Source organism: Micromonospora sp. NPDC049374 (assembly GCF_040677165.1).
Lineage (GTDB): Bacteria > Actinomycetota > Actinomycetes > Mycobacteriales > Micromonosporaceae > Micromonospora.
This window is the reverse complement of sequence record NZ_JBFAQH010000019.1, coordinates 26,601-41,309: the sequence shown is the minus strand read 5'-3', so window position 1 is coordinate 41,309 and position 14,709 is coordinate 26,601. Positions and strand designations below refer to the sequence as shown.

Sequence of the window (14,709 nt, the reverse complement as noted above, 5' to 3'; positions counted from 1 at the left end):
TGGGAGGATCAGGAACCGCTGTTCGTCGTGGCGTGCGCGGTGACGCCGGCCTCGGCCCGCTGGGCGGTGGCCGGGTCCTTCCAGACGTGCACCCGCTGGCTGGGCCGCCGGTCCAGGTTGGTCAGCCCGGCGAAAGCGCCCAACGCCTCCGCGTACACCTGGTCGGAGCCGAGCCTGCGCAGCTCCTCGGCCAGCTCGTCGCCGAGCGGCCGGCGCACCAGCGGCAGGATCCGATCCTCCTGGCCGGTACGCCGGAAAGTGGCCACGCTGTCCTCGCGGGTCAGCGTCAACTCGTCGCCGTTGGCACAGCGCAACTGGACCTCCCGCATCCGGGGAAACTCCCGGGTCCGGTCCCAGCGCGGCTTGATGCCGAGCCGGCTGCGCAGCCAGCCCCGCATCAGCGCGGCGGTCGGGTCGGTCGGCGGTGCGACCACCGCCGCCTCGGTCAACTGTGCGTCCGTCGTATCGAACGCACCGGCCACCAGGGTGCGCCACGGCGTGATCCTGGTCCAGGCGAGGTCGGTGTCGCCGGAGACGTAGTCGCGAGCCCGCTGCCGCAGCGCCGCGATCGGGTCGGCGGCCTGCGCGGAGTCGGTGATGCGCCGGTCGGCCACCACACCGAGGAAGTCGGTGGCGATCTCCTCGGGCGGTTCACCGTGCCACCAGGTGACCACCGGCACGTCCGGCACCAGCAGCGGCATGACCACGGACTCGGCGTGCAGCGCCAGTCTCCCGTACATCCGCATCACCACGGCCTCGCAGGGGCCCAGCCGTCCGCCGACGACGATCTCGGCGTCGAGCCGGTTGCGGTCCCGGTCCACGTCGGAGCGGACGACCACCAGCAGCCGGCACGGGTGCGCGGCGGCGGCGATGGTGGCCGCCGCCTCCGCCTCGCGGACCCGCTTCTCGTCGACCACCACGATCAGGGTCAGCGCCATGCCGCTGGCCACCCCGCCCGCGCTGCGTCGTTCCGCGGCGAGCGCCTTGACCACCTCGTTGCCGGTGGTGTCCCACAGTCCGATCACCGCAGCCTCCTGCTTCGCTCGCTCCGCTCGCTCACGCCCGCCGCCAGGCCCGGCCCTCGCGGGCCAGCATCTCGTCGGCGGCCCGGGGGCCCCACTCGCCGGACCGGTAGGGCTCGGGCTTGGTGCCCTCCCAGGCATGCTCCAGCGGGTCCACCACGGCCCAGCTCTGCTCGACCTCGGCGGCGTCCGGGAACAGCGTCCGGTCGCCGATCAGCACGTCCAGCACCAGCCGTTCGTACGCCTCCGGGCTGGACTCGGTGAACGCCTCGCCGTACTGGAAGTCCATCGCGATGTCGCGGACCTCCATCGTGGTGCCGGGCACCTTCGAACCAAACTTGAGCACCACGCCCTCGTCCGGCTGGACCCGGATCACCAGTTGGTTGTTGCCGAGCATCTCCATGTCGGCCGGCGTGAACGGCAGGTGCGGCGCCTGCTTGAACATCACCGCGACCTCGGTGACCCGCCGTGGCAGCCGCTTGCCGGCCCGGATGTAGAACGGCACCTCCGCCCACCGGCGGTTCTGGATGCCCAGCCGCACCGCCACGTACGTCTCGGTGGTCGACGTCGACGGGACGCCGTCCTCCTCCAGGTAACCTCGGGCCCGCTGTCCGCCGACCCAGCCGGGCAGGTACTGACCGCGTACCGTGCCCTGGGTGACGTCCTTCGGCAGCGTGATGGCCTTGAGTACCTTGAGCTTCTCGGCCCGGATCTCGTCGGCGTCGAAGCTGGTCGGCTCCTCCATCGCCACCAGGGCGAGCAGTTGCAGCAGGTGGTTCTGCAACACGTCGCGGGCGGTGCCGACCGAGTCGTAGAAACCCGCCCGGCTGCCGATGCCGACGTCCTCGGCCATGGTGATCTGCACCGAGTCGACGTACTGCGAGTTCCACAGCGGTTCGAAGAGGCTGTTGGCGAAGCGCAGGGCGAGGATGTTCTGGACCGTCTCCTTGCCCAGGTAGTGATCGATGCGGAAGACGTCCTGCCGGGTGAAGACGTCGTCGACCAGGTCGTTGAGCGCCTTGGCCGAGGGCAGGTCGTTGCCGAACGGCTTCTCCACCACCACTCGGCGCCAGCCGCCGCACTTCTCGTTGTCGGCCATGCCGGTGCGGGCCAACTGCTTGAGCACCACCGGAAACGCCGTCGGTGGGATGGAGAAGTAGAAGGCCGCGTTGCCGTGGATGCCGTGGCTGTCGCGCAGACCGTCCAGGCAGCGCGCCAGATTGTCGAAGGCGGTGTCGTCGTCGAACGACCCACCGACGAACTTGATGTTGTGTTCGAGCCGCGACCACACCTCCTCCCGCCACGGTGTCCGGGAGTGGGCCCTGGCCGCCTCGCGGGCCAGCGAAGCGAAATCGCCGTCGCCCCAGTCCCGCCGGGCGAACCCGACAACCACGAAACCGGGCGGCAGCAGCCCCCGGTTGGCCAGGTCGTAGACCGCAGGTAGCAGTTTCTTCTGGGCCAGGTCACCGGTCACCCCGAAGATCACCAGAGCGCACGGCTCCGGAATTCGGGGTAAACGCCGATCCTGCGGGTCGCGCAGCGGGTTCACGCTGCCTCCTCGCTCCGCTCGTCCACGTCGTCCATCGTCATACCCGTAGCGACCCACCGCGCCGAGCGGGTCGGGTCGGGTCCGCCGACCGTCCGGCCGGATGCCGGTGCGGCAGCGGACGTCGCCGACCGGCCAGGGGTGCCGGCCACCGCCGGCGACTCCCCACAGGAGTACGGGTTTCCGGGCACCGGTAGATCAACGTCGACCGTACCGGTTGTCTGAAGAAAGCTACCCACCTGCGAACCGTTCGCGTAGCACCACCGACCCACGCCGCCACCCGGTGCAGGTGGCGGCGTGGGTGCTGCCGGACGGCACCGTCACGCATTTCCTCCGGCGCGCGCGGCGGCGTCGGCGTTGCCACGGGCGGCGTCGCCGGGACTGCTGCTGCCCTGACCGGCGGCGGCCAGCGACTTGCGGACGCCGTCGAGCAGTTCCTGCCAGCTCGCCTCGAACTTCTCGACGCCCTCCCGCTCCAGGGTGGCGATCACGTCGGCCAGGTCCACGCCCACCGCCTCCAGGGCGGCGAAGACCTTCCGGGCGTCGTCGTACGCGCCGGTGACGGTGTCCGGGTGCGTCTCGCCGTGCTCGGCGTAGGCGTGGATGACCGGCTCCGGCATGGTGTTGACCGTGCCGGGGGCGATCAGCTCCTCGACGTAGATGACGTCCCGGTAGTCGGGGTTCTTGGTCGAGGTGGAGGCCCACAGCGGACGCTGCGGGTGGGCACCGGCGTCAGCCAGCGCCCGCCACCGGTCGGTGGCGAAGACCTGGCTGTAGCGCTCGAACGCCAACCGGGCGTTGGCCACCGCCGCCTTGCCGCGCAGCGCCTTGGCCTCGGTGGAGCCGATCTTTTCCAGCCGGGCGTCGACCTCGCTGTCGACCCGGGAGACGAAGAACGAGGCCACCGAGCCGATCGTGCTCAGGTCGTGACCGTTCGCCTTCGCCTGCTCCAGCCCGGCCACGAACGCCTCCATCACCTCGGAGTAGCGGTCCAGCCCGAAGATGAGCGTGACGTTGACGCTGATCCCCTCGGCCAGCGCCGCGGTGATCGCCGGCAGGCCGGCCTCGGTCGCCGGGATCTTGATGAACAGGTTCGGCCGGTCGACCAGCCACCACAACGCCCGGGCCTCGGCCACGGTGCGCTTCGAGTCGTGGGCCAGTCGCGGATCCACCTCGATGGAGACCCGGCCGTCGACACCCGCGCTGGCGTCGTACGACGGGCGCATCACGTCGCAGGCCCACCGCACGTCGTACGTGGTGAGCATGCGGACGGCCTCTTCCACGTCGACGCCCCGGGAGGCCAGATCCCGTAGCTGCCAGTCGTACTCGTCGGCGTCGCTCAACGCCTTGGCGAAGATGGTCGGGTTGGTGGTGACCCCGACCACGTGCTTGTCCCGGCGCAGCTGGTCCAGCCCGCCGGAGTTCAGACGTACCCGGGATAGATCGTCGAGCCAGACCGCCACTCCCGCGGCGGTCAGCTCGCCCAGCCTGTCGGTCGTCATGTGCGCCAACGCCTCCCTCAGTTGCCGGTCGTGAAACCGGTGATGTCGCCGACCCGGGTCTGCGCCGCGTGCGCGGCGGCGACGATCCGGTCCGGGGTGAAGCCGAACTGCTCGAAGAGCACCGAGTGCGGGGCACTCGCGCCGTAGTGCTCCAGGCTGACGGTCTCGCCGCAGTCGCCGACGATGCCGCGCCAGGACATCGCGATGCCCGCCTCCACGCTCACCCGGGCCTTTACCCCGCGCGGCAGCACCGACTCCCGGTACGCCTCGTCCTGCTCGAAGAACCACTCCTGGCAGGGCATGGACACGACCCGGGTGGGGGTGCCGTCGGCCTCCAGCCGCTCCCGGGCGGTGAGGCAGAGCTGCACCTCGGAGCCGGTCCCGATGATGATCACCTCGGGCTTGCCGTTGGACGCCTCGGCCAGCACGTAGCCGCCCTTGGCAACTCCCTCCGCGCCGGCCAGCTGCGTGCGGTCCAGCGTCGGCAGCGCCTGTCGGCTCAACGCCAACGCGGTCGGCCGGTCGGTGTGCTCCAGGGCCTGCCGCCAGGCCCAGGCGGTCTCGTTGGCGTCGGCCGGGCGGACCACGTCCAGGCCGGGAATGGCCCGCAGCGCGGTCAGGTGTTCCACCGGCTGGTGGGTCGGGCCGTCCTCACCGAGACCGATGGAGTCGTGCGTCCAGACGTAGACCACCGGCAGCTTCATCAACGCGGCCAACCGGACGGAGGGCCGCATGTAGTCGCTGAACACCAGGAAGGTGCCGCCGTACGGGCGGGTGCCGCCGTGCAGGGCGATGCCGTTGAGGATCGCGCCCATGGCGTGCTCGCGGATGCCGAAGTGCAGCGTCCGACCGTACTCGTGGCCGGGGAACTCCTTGGTGGCGTACTGGCTGGGGACGAAGGAGGGCTCGCCCTTCATCGTGGTGTTGTTGCTCTCGGCCAGGTCGGCGGAGCCGCCCCACAGCTCGGGCAGCACCGGCGCGAGCGCGGCCAGCACCTTGCCGGAGGCGGCCCGGGTGGCGACACCCTTGGCGTCGGCGGGGAACTCCGGCAGGGCGTCGGCCCAGCCCTCGGGCAGCGTCCGGCCGGCCAGCCGGTCGTAGAGGGCGCGGCGTTCCGGGTTGGCCTTCGACCACGAGTCGAAGCTGGTCGTCCACTCCTGCTGCGCGGCCTCGCCACGCCGCAGCGCCGACCGCGTGTGGCCGAGCACCTCCTCGGTGACCTCGAACGTGCCGGCCGGGTCGAAGCCGAGGACCTCCTTGGTGGCGGCCACCTCGTCGGCGCCCAGCGCCGAGCCGTGGATCTTGCCGGTGTTCTGCTTGTTCGGTGCCGGCCAGCCGATGATGGTGCGCAGCGCGATGAACGACGGGCGGGCGGTCTCGGCCTTGGCGGCCAGCAGCGCCTGGTACAGCTCCTCGACGTTCTCGTGGTAGTCACCCTTTTCGGCGTCGCCGCGCCGCCAGTCGACCGTCTGTACGTGCCAGCCGTACGCCGCGTAGCGGGCCGCGACGTCCTCGCTCAATGCGATGCGGGTGTCGTCCTCGATCGAGATCTCGTTGTCGTCGTAGATCACGCAGAGGTTGCCCAGTTGCTGGTGCCCCGCGAGGGCACTGGCCTCGTGGCTGATGCCCTCCTCGATGTCGCCGTCGGAGGCGATGCACCAGATGTGGTGGTCGAAGGCGGACTCGCCGGCCTCGGCCTCCGGGTCGAACAGGCCGCGTTCGCGCCGCGCCGCCATCGCCATGCCGACGGCGTTGCCCAGGCCCTGCCCGAGCGGGCCGGTGGTGGTCTCCACACCGGGGGTGTGCCCGTGCTCGGGGTGCCCCGGGGTCAGCGAACCCCACTGCCGCAGCGACCTGAGGTCGTCCAGGCTGAGCGGGTAGCCGGCGAGGAAGAGCTGGATGTACAGCGTCAGGCTGGAGTGCCCGGCGGAGAGCACGAAGCGGTCCCGGCCGGGCCAGTTCGGATCGGCGGGGTTGTGCCGCATCACCCGGTTGAACAGCAGGTACGCCGCGGGGGCGAGACTCATCGCGGTGCCCGGGTGGCCGTTGCCGGATTTCTCCACGGCGTCCATGGCCAGTACGCGGACGGTGTCCACGGCACGGCGGTCGAGATCGGACCAGTCAAGTGCGGGGTGCGCGGGTCGGTTGGCAGCCACGGTGGTTTGTGCTCCTCGGCGAGATGGGCGGAACCCTCACTGGTGACCCTATCGAGCGCGGCTAAACGTCCGCCCGAGGATCTCAGCATGCTGGTCTGTACGTTTCGGGTGCGCTTCGCGGTTCAGCCTCGCCGCCGGCCCGTCCGCCAGCCTCCGTGCCGGCCTCCGGTGTGACGACTGGCACCGTTACCGGGTCGCCCGGGCAGCCAAAACGACGACGCGTAGTGTGTGGGTCGGTGTGTGGACCCGAGTCGGTCCGGCCGCCGTGACCTCCCCTCCCGACGCCGGAAGGTGGCAATCCGTGAGCATGATCACCGAGCGCCCCGTCAGTAACCCTGCCGGGCAGACGCCGGTGCGTACGGCCGGGGAGACCCCAGCCCGCCCCCGCGACCTGCGGGCGGTGGTGGCGGCGTACGTGACGCTGACCAAGCCGCGGATCGTGGAGTTGCTGCTGGTCACCACGGTGCCGGCGATGATGCTCGCGCACGGCGGGTTGCCGTCGCTGTGGCTGGTCGCGGTGGTGCTGGTCGGCGGCTCGCTCGCGGCGGGCGCGGCCAGCGTGCTCAACTGCTACATCGACCGGGACATCGACCAGTTGATGCGGCGGACGAAGCGACGGCCGCTGCCGGCGCACACCGTGACGCCCCGGAACGCGCTGATCTTCGGCCTGGTGTTGGCGGTGGTCTCGGTCGCCTTGATGGCGGTCTTCACCAATCTGCTCGCCGCCGGGCTCACGCTGGCCGCGATCGTCTACTACGACGTCGTCTACACCCTGTGGCTCAAGCGCACGACGACGGCGAACACCTTCTGGGGCGGCGCCTGCGGTGCCGCGCCGGTGTTGATCGGCTGGGCGGCGGTGACCGGCTCGCTGTCGCCGGTGGCGTGGGCGCTGTTCGGGGTGGTCTTCTTCTGGCAGATGCCGCACTTCTATCCGCTGGCCATGAAGTACAAGGACGACTACGCGCGGGCCGGCATCCCGATGCTCCCGGTGGTCGCCTCGGTCCGGCGGGTCAACGCCGAGATCGTGCTGTTCGCCTGGCTGACCGTGTTGACCTCGCTGGCCGTGTGGGCGTTGGGGCTGAGCGCGGTCTACGGCGTACCGACGCTTGTGGTCGGCGTGATCTTCCTGGCTGAGGCGCACCGGCTCGCCGGGCGGGCCCGTCGGGGGGAGCCGGTCAAGCCGATGCGGCTGTTCCACTGGTCGACGTCGTACCTGACCATCGTCTTCGCCGCCGCGGCTCTCGACGCCCTGCTCTGACGGCTGACCGCGCCGGGATCTCCCATCTCTCGGACCCGCCCGCTTGGTGGCGTTTTGCGCTTTGATTGACCCGGTTTAGTGCTGATAAATACGGGCGAAACGTCTTTGCTCTTCCTTAAACCTGTGGGTAATGGGCATCACAAAAGGTTGATGGTTCTCGCCCGTCCGAGTGCATCTCTGCTTAGTCTTCACGTTATGGCAGATGGTTCCGATACGACGCTGACGGCTGATCAGACCGCCTCCGGGCAGGCCTCCAACGGGCTGGTCGCGGGCATCAGGTCGTTTGCCGCCGAGCATGGCGGGGCGAAGGCGGTCATCGAGTACGTCGGCAAGCGCGGTGCCCGCATCGTCCTGGTGGGCTCCGACGGCGCGTGGGGCGACCAGTTCGCCGAGGACACGGTGACCGCTCGTGAGGCCTGTGCGCAGGCCGGGGTCGCCGTGGAGAACGCCTGGGAACGGGAACTGATGGACCAGATGCGCCCGAGCAACGACCTGTGGCGCTCGATGGCCCGGCGCACGATGGCCCGTTGAGATAATTGACCGATCACCACCAGTCGACCCGGGGGAAACCCCGGGTCGCTCTCATTACCTGCGCCGAACTGGCTGACCTGCACGAAGACGATCGTCTCGTGGTGGCCCCGTTGGCCGCGCGGGGGATCGTCGCCGAATCCGTCGTCTGGGACGACCCGGCGATCGACTGGGCCCGCTACGACCTGGCCGTACTCCGCTCGCCCTGGGACTACATGTTCCGCCGGGACGAGTTCGTCGCCTGGGCCGCTCGCGTACCGCGGCTGCTGAATCCGGCTGACGTGGTGCGCTGGAACACCGACAAGCGCTACCTCGACGAGCTGTCCGCGGCCGGCGTGCCCACCGTCCCCACCAGCTGGGTGCTGCCCGGCGAGCCGTGGCAGCCGCCCGCCGATCGTGGTGAGTACGTCATCAAACCGGCCGTGAGCGCCGGCAGCCGGGGTACCGGCCGCTACGACCTGGCCGACCCGGCGCACCGGGACCTCGCGGTGGCCCACGTACGTCGGCTCGGCCTGGCCGGTCGGGTGACCATGGTCCAGCCGTACCTGACCGCGGTCGACACCGTCGGTGAGACCGCGCTGCTCTTCCTCGCCGGCCCGGCCGGGCTGACCTTCAGTCACGCCATTCGCAAGGGACCGATGCTGACCGGGCCGGAGCAGGGTGACGACGTGCTGAACGGGGCCGAGGAGACCACCGCCCGCACCGCCCAGCCGGCGCAGCTCGCCGTCGCCGCGCAGGCCCTCGCGGCGGTGCCCGGCGGGCCCGAGCGCCTGCTCTACGCCCGGGTCGACCTGATCCCCGGCCCCGACGGCAACCCGGTCCTTGTGGAGCTCGAACTGACCGAACCCTCACTCTTCCTCGCCCACGCCGAAGGCGCCCCCAACCGCCTCGCCGCCGCCATCGCCCTCCGCCTCACCCAGCCCACCCGCTGACCCCGCCAGGACCGTCCCGTCCCGGCCGTCGCCTCGACCGGTTGATCATGAAGTTGTTGTCGTGCCACGCCGGAGAGGGCGACAACAACTTCATGATCAACGCGAGGTTTAGGCGGGAGTGGGGGCCGGGTGGGAGGGCTCGGTCGGGGCGGGTGCGGCCGGTGGGGTTGGTGGGGTTGGCGCTGTGTCCGAGGTTGGATCGTTGGCGGGGCGGCGTTCGTGGGTTGACCAGAGCACGGCGAGGGTGGCGAGCCAGACCAGGCAGGAGCCGAGCATGTGCAGGCCGACCAGCAGCGCCGGCAGGTTGGTGAAGTACTGCACGAAGCCGATCAGCCCCTGACCCAGCTCGACCAGGAGCAGGGTCAGCGCGGCCCGCGCGGCGCGCGCCGGTGCGCCGACCGCGCGCAACGCCAGCCACAGGCCCACGGTCAGGCCGACGAGCAGGAACACCAGGTCGGCATGAATCTGGGAGACCGTCTGTGGGTCCAGGCCGTTGCGGACGGCGTCGGCGTCGCCGGCGTGCGGGCCGCTGCCGGTCACCGCCACCCCGACGACGATGACCGCCGCGCTGGCCGCCACGGTGATCCAGGTCAGCGACCGCAGTGCCGGCGGCACCACGGGAACCTTGCGGCCGTCCGGCTCGCTCACCCGGCGCCACAGGGCGTACGCGACGAGCAGCAGCAGCATCGACACCACGAAGTGAATGCCCACGATCGAGGGATGCAACTGGGTGCGGACGGTGATCCCGCCGATCACCGCCTGCGCCACGATGCCGAGCACGACGGCCAGCGCCAGCGGCACCACACCGCGCCGCCGGGGCCGGTACGCGAGCACGGCCAGCAGGGTGGCGCCCGCGATCAGCACCAGCACGAAGGTGAGCAGGCGGTTGCCGAACTCGATCGCCCCGTGCATGCCCATCTCGGCGGTGGCGGTGTACGACTCGTCGGTGCACCGGGGCCAGGTGGGGCAGCCCAGGCCGGAGGCGGTCAACCGCACCGCCCCGCCGGTGACGACGATCGCGGCGTTCGCGACGATGTTGGCGAACGCCAGCCGACGCAGCAGGGTGCTGGAGACCAGGGAGCGGTCGGGTCGCTTCACGAGGCGAATCCTACGCAACGTAGTTGTCGCCGATCGGGTGACTCCGCCCGTGCGGTGGTTCGGATCACCGGGGTCACGTTTGCGGGCCCTGATTGAATTACGTAACGTGGGCGTTGTGAAAAAGGCGGCGGGGCTCACCGGGCACCAGCCGACGGCCGGTACGGTCGTCGGCCGGTCGCTGCCGGACACCCACGTCGCGCCTGCCACGACCAGCACCCAGGCCGCGCCGACCGGTGAGCCGTCGACCCGGGACCGGGTCACCCTGCTGCTCCTGGAGCGGCGCGCCGCCACCGCCGCCCAGTTGGGCGACGCACTCGGGCTCAGCCCGGCGGCGATCCGCCGGCACCTGGACGCGATGCTCGCCGACGGTGACGTCGTGGCCCGTGAGCAGACCGTACGCGGTCACCGCGGGCGGGGCCGGCCGGCCAAGGTGTTCCTGCTCACGGACGCCGCCCGCAGTCGGTGTGGCACACACCACTACGACAACATGGCCACCGCGGCGCTGCGTTGGATCGCCCGCACCGGTGGTTCGCAGGCGGTGGAGCGATTCGCCGCCGAGCAGGTGGCCGCGCTGGAGACGCGCTGTCAGGCCGCCCTCGCCGACGCCAGCGACGATCCGATGGCCCGTGCCGAGGCACTCGCCGCGGCGTTGACCGCGGAGGGATACGCTGCCAGTGCCTCCACGATCGCCTCCGGCGGCCAGCTCTGCCAGCACCACTGCCCGGTGGCGCACGTGGCCGCCGAGTTTCCCCAACTGTGCGAGGCCGAGACCACGGTGATCTCCCGCCTGGTCGGCACCCACGTACAGCGCCTGGCCACCATCGCGCACGGCGACGGGGTGTGCACCACGCACATCCCGGGTTCGCCGCACGCCCAGTCCGGTAAGACCGTCACCACTGTGAGGACAGATAGATGACCGAGCAGATCGTCCAGCCCCTGACCCAGGATGAGCAGCTCGCCGCCCTGGGCAACTACGAGTACGGCTGGGCCGACCCGGACGTCGCCGGAGCTTCGGCTCAGCGCGGCCTCAACGAGGCGGTGGTGCGGGACATCTCGGCCAAGAAGAACGAGCCGGCCTGGATGCTCGACCTGCGCCTGAAGGGCCTGCGGCTGTTCGAGCGCAAGCCGATGCCGGCCTGGGGCGCCGACCTCACCGGGATCGACTTCAACAACATCAAGTACTTCGTGCGCTCCACCGAGAAGCAGGCCGCCAGCTGGGAGGACCTGCCCGAGGACATCAAGAACACCTACGACAAGCTGGGCATCCCGGAGGCGGAGAAGCAGCGCCTCGTCGCCGGTGTCGCCGCCCAGTACGAGTCCGAGGTGGTCTACCACAAGATCCGTGAGGACCTGGAGGAGCAGGGTGTCCTCTTCCTCGACACCGACACCGCCCTCAAGGAGCACGAGGACGTCTTCAAGGAGTACTTCGGCACGGTGATCCCGGTCGGCGACAACAAGTTCGCCGCGCTGAACACCTCCGTGTGGTCCGGCGGCTCGTTCATCTACGTGCCGAAGGGTGTGCACGTGGAGATCCCGTTGCAGGCGTACTTCCGGATCAACACCGAGAACATGGGCCAGTTCGAGCGGACGCTGATCATCGTCGACGAGGGTGCGTACGTGCACTACGTCGAGGGCTGCACCGCGCCCATCTACTCCTCGGACTCGCTGCACAGCGCCGTGGTGGAGATCGTCGTCAAGAAGAACGCCCGGTGCCGTTACACGACCATCCAGAACTGGTCGAACAACGTCTACAACCTGGTCACCAAGCGCGCCGTGTGCCACGAGGGCGCGACCATGGAGTGGATCGACGGCAACATCGGCTCCAAGGTCACCATGAAGTACCCGGCGGTCTACATGACCGGCGAGCACGCCAAGGGCGAGGTGCTCTCGGTGGCGATGGCCGGCGAGGGGCAGCACCAGGACGCCGGCGCCAAGATGGTGCACGCGGCACCGCACACCAGCAGCACCATCGTGTCGAAGTCGATCGCCCGGGGCGGCGGCAGGACCTCGTACCGGGGCCTGGTGCAGGTGCTGGAGGGTTCGCACAGCAGCGCCAGCACGGTCAAGTGCGACGCCCTGCTGGTCGACACCATCTCCCGCTCCGACACCTACCCCTACGTCGACATCCGTGAGGACGACGTGTCGATGGGGCACGAGGCGACCGTCTCCAAGGTCAGCGAGGACCAGCTCTTCTACCTGATGAGCCGGGGCCTGAGCGAGGACGAGGCGATGGCGATGATCGTGCGCGGCTTCATCGAGCCGATCGCCAAGGAACTGCCCATGGAGTATGCGCTGGAGCTCAACCGCCTGATCGAGCTGCAGATGGAGGGCGCGGTCGGCTGACCCTGGCCGCACCAGAGCACCGGACACCGTCGTCGTAGACACAAGCAAGGACGAGATGACTACCCAGGCTTCCGCGCCACCCAGCACCAAGTCGCAGGCGCTGCGTTCGTACGATGTCGCCGACTTCCCGGCCCTGACCGGCCTGGAGGAGGAGTGGCGTTTCACCCCGCTCAAGCGGCTGCGTGGGCTGGTCGGTGACGTTCCGACCGCCACCGGCGCGGTGCGGCACGAGTACGCCGACCTGCCCGAGGGCGTGTCCGTGGAGCAGGTCGGTCGCGACGACCCACGGGTCGGCAGCGTGCTCACCCCGTTCGACCGGGTCAGCGCGCTGGCGTACAGCGGGGCCGGGCAGGCGCTGCTGGTGCGGGTGGCGCAGGACGCCGTGATCAGTGGCCCGACCATCCTCCGGGCGGTCGGTGCGGGCGTCGAGGGCCTGGCCTTCGGGCACACGGTCGTCGAGGTGGGCCGGTTCGCCGAGGCGATCCTGGTGCTGGAGCACGTCGGCTCGGCCACCCTCGCGGACAACGTCGAGGTGACGGTGGGCGACGGGGCGAAGCTCACCCTGGTCACCGTGGCCGACTGGGCCGACGACGCGGTGCAGGCGCAGCACCTGAAGGTGCGGTTGGGGCGCGACGCGCGGGTGCTGCACGTCCAGGTCACCCTCGGTGGCGACCTGGTCCGTCAGTACACCACCGTCGAGTACACCGACCGCGGCGGCGAGGCCGAGCTGTACGGCGTCTACTTCGCCGACTCCGGCCAGCACCAGGAGCACCGTCAACTGGTCGATCACACCGTGCCGGACTGCCGCAGCTACGTGGGCTACCGGGGCGCGTTGCAGGGCGAGAGCGCCCGCACCGTCTGGGTCGGCGACGTGCTGATCCGGGCCGAGGCGACCGGCACCGACACGTACGAGATCAACCGGAACCTGCTGCTCAGCGACGGAGCCCGGGCCGACTCCGTGCCGAACCTGGAGATCGAGACCGGCGAGATCGCCGGTGCCGGCCACGCCAGCGCCACCGGCCGCTTCGACGACGAGCAGTTGTTCTACCTGATGGCCCGGGGCATCCCGGAGGCCGAGGCGCGCCGGCTGGTGGTGCGCGGCTTCTTCGCCGAACTGCTGAACAAGATCCCGGTGGAGTCCCTGCGCGAGCGGCTGGGGGACGCTATCGAGGCGCGGCTGACGAAGGCGGGGGCTTGATGATCCGCATCTGCGCCGTCGAGGACGTGCCGAAGGGCACCGTGATCAGCGCGGACGTCGACGGCACCCAGATCGCCCTCGTGCACGGCGAGGATGACCAGTTCTACGCCGTGTTCGACGAGTGTTCGCACGCGGCCGTGGCGCTCTCCGAGGGCGAGGTCGAAGGCTGCACGCTGGAGTGCTGGCTGCACGGCTCCCGTTTCGACCTGCGTACCGGCGAGCCCACCGGGCTGCCCGCCACCGAACCCGTACCCGTCTACCCCGTCGAAGTCCGCGACGGTGACATCTACGTCAGTCTGACGCCGAGCAATGGAGTGACCCGATAATGAGCACCCTGGAGATCCGCGACCTACAGGTGTCGGTGAAGCTGCCCGAGGGTGAGCTCAAGCCGATCCTGCACGGTGTCGACCTGACCGTGAAGTCGGGGGAGACCCACGCGATCATGGGCCCGAACGGCTCCGGCAAGTCGACCCTGGCGTACTCGGTCGCCGGCCACCCGAAGTACGAGATCACCGGCGGCTCGGTGACCCTGGACGGCGAGGACGTCCTGGAGATGTCCGTCGACGAGCGGGCCCGCGCCGGCCTCTTCCTGGCCATGCAGTACCCGGTCGAGGTGCCCGGCGTGTCGGTGGCGAACTTCCTGCGTACCGCCAAGACCGCCATCGACGGCGAGGCGCCGAAGCTGCGCACCTGGGGCGGCGAGCTGCGCGGTGCCATGGAGCGGCTGCACATGGACCCGGCCTTCGCCCAGCGCAACGTCAACGAGGGCTTCTCCGGCGGTGAGAAGAAGCGCCACGAGATCGTGCAGTTGGAGCTGCTCAAGCCGAAGATGGCCATCCTCGACGAGACCGACTCGGGCCTCGACGTGGACGCGCTGCGCGTGGTGAGCGAGGGCGTGAACCGGGTGCGCGACACCGGCGACACCGGCCTGCTGCTGATCACCCACTACACCCGGATCCTGCGCTACATCAAGCCCGACTTCGTGCACGTCTTCGTCGCCGGTCGGATCGTCGAGCAGGGTGGCCCGGAGCTGGCCGACAAGCTCGAGGAGTCCGGCTACGAGCGGTACGCGGCCGGGGCCGGTCCGGCGCGGGTCTGATCTGCGAAGGAAGGGCCGGACACGACG

Annotated in this window: 13 protein-coding genes; 8 read left to right on the top strand and 5 right to left on the bottom strand. The window is 70.2% G+C overall.

Annotation, left to right across the window (positions count from 1 at the left end; translation table 11 throughout):
* Positions 1-8: 8 nt before the first annotated feature.
* From AB0J93_RS25945 to tkt, 4 genes are all read right to left on the bottom strand, one after another.
* Positions 9-1,025 carry a glucose-6-phosphate dehydrogenase assembly protein OpcA gene (locus AB0J93_RS25945; RefSeq protein ID WP_363924930.1) on the bottom strand — a complete coding sequence of 339 codons (1,017 nt, stop codon included), beginning with the start codon at positions 1,023-1,025 and terminating at the stop codon, positions 9-11.
* Between the two features lie 31 nt (positions 1,026-1,056).
* The gene (zwf, locus tag AB0J93_RS25940) at positions 1,057-2,571 is read right to left on the bottom strand and encodes a glucose-6-phosphate dehydrogenase (protein ID WP_363924929.1); all 1,515 of its coding nucleotides are present in this window, start codon (positions 2,569-2,571) and stop codon (positions 1,057-1,059) included.
* Between the two features lie 317 nt (positions 2,572-2,888).
* On the bottom strand, positions 2,889-4,070 hold the full coding sequence (gene tal / locus AB0J93_RS25935; RefSeq protein ID WP_363924928.1) for a transaldolase: 1,182 nt from the start codon (positions 4,068-4,070) through the stop codon (positions 2,889-2,891).
* 17 nt (positions 4,071-4,087) lie between these two features.
* The gene (gene tkt, locus AB0J93_RS25930) at positions 4,088-6,226 is read right to left on the bottom strand and encodes a transketolase (protein WP_363924927.1); all 2,139 of its coding nucleotides are present in this window, start codon (positions 6,224-6,226) and stop codon (positions 4,088-4,090) included.
* A gap of 301 nt (positions 6,227-6,527) precedes the next feature.
* On the opposite strand from tkt, the gene AB0J93_RS25925 reads away from it, so the two are divergent.
* From AB0J93_RS25925 to AB0J93_RS25915, 3 genes are all read left to right on the top strand, one after another.
* A complete protein-coding gene (locus AB0J93_RS25925; RefSeq protein WP_363924926.1) occupies positions 6,528-7,484 on the top strand; it encodes a heme o synthase in 957 nt (318 codons plus the stop codon).
* A gap of 195 nt (positions 7,485-7,679) precedes the next feature.
* Positions 7,680-8,015, top strand: coding sequence for a hypothetical protein (locus AB0J93_RS25920; RefSeq protein ID WP_363924925.1), 336 nt, complete (start codon positions 7,680-7,682; stop codon positions 8,013-8,015).
* A 5-nt stretch (positions 8,016-8,020) separates the two neighbouring features.
* Entirely contained in the window at positions 8,021-8,944 is a 924-nt protein-coding gene (locus AB0J93_RS25915) for a hypothetical protein (protein ID WP_363924924.1), read from the top strand.
* A 108-nt stretch (positions 8,945-9,052) separates the two neighbouring features.
* On the opposite strand, the gene AB0J93_RS25910 is transcribed toward AB0J93_RS25915, so the two are convergent.
* Entirely contained in the window at positions 9,053-10,042 is a 990-nt protein-coding gene (locus AB0J93_RS25910) for a COX15/CtaA family protein (protein ID WP_363924923.1), read from the bottom strand.
* Between the two features lie 178 nt (positions 10,043-10,220).
* Here AB0J93_RS25910 and AB0J93_RS25905 point away from each other — a divergent pair, with 178 nt between their 5' ends.
* The 5 genes from AB0J93_RS25905 to sufC are packed head-to-tail and all read left to right on the top strand — an operon-like array spanning position 10,221 to position 14,682.
* Positions 10,221-10,958, top strand: coding sequence for an HTH domain-containing protein (locus tag AB0J93_RS25905; RefSeq protein WP_363924993.1), 738 nt, complete (start codon positions 10,221-10,223; stop codon positions 10,956-10,958).
* Positions 10,955-12,385 (top strand): Fe-S cluster assembly protein SufB, encoded by a 1,431-nt coding sequence (gene sufB / locus AB0J93_RS25900; protein WP_363924922.1) that lies wholly within the window; start codon positions 10,955-10,957, stop codon positions 12,383-12,385. Before AB0J93_RS25905 ends, sufB begins: the two co-directional genes overlap by 4 nt.
* A 55-nt stretch (positions 12,386-12,440) precedes the next feature.
* Complete coding sequence (gene sufD, locus AB0J93_RS25895) at positions 12,441-13,583, top strand: Fe-S cluster assembly protein SufD (protein WP_363924921.1); 1,143 nt, start codon at positions 12,441-12,443, stop codon at positions 13,581-13,583.
* The gene (locus AB0J93_RS25890) at positions 13,583-13,909 is read left to right on the top strand and encodes a non-heme iron oxygenase ferredoxin subunit (protein ID WP_204023265.1); all 327 of its coding nucleotides are present in this window, start codon (positions 13,583-13,585) and stop codon (positions 13,907-13,909) included. The genes sufD and AB0J93_RS25890 overlap by 1 nt, the downstream gene beginning before the upstream one ends.
* Positions 13,909-14,682: a Fe-S cluster assembly ATPase SufC gene (gene sufC, locus AB0J93_RS25885; RefSeq protein WP_093401436.1), complete on the top strand. Its 774-nt coding sequence runs from the start codon at positions 13,909-13,911 to the stop codon at positions 14,680-14,682. Before AB0J93_RS25890 ends, sufC begins: the two co-directional genes overlap by 1 nt.
* Positions 14,683-14,709: the final 27 nt, after the last annotated feature.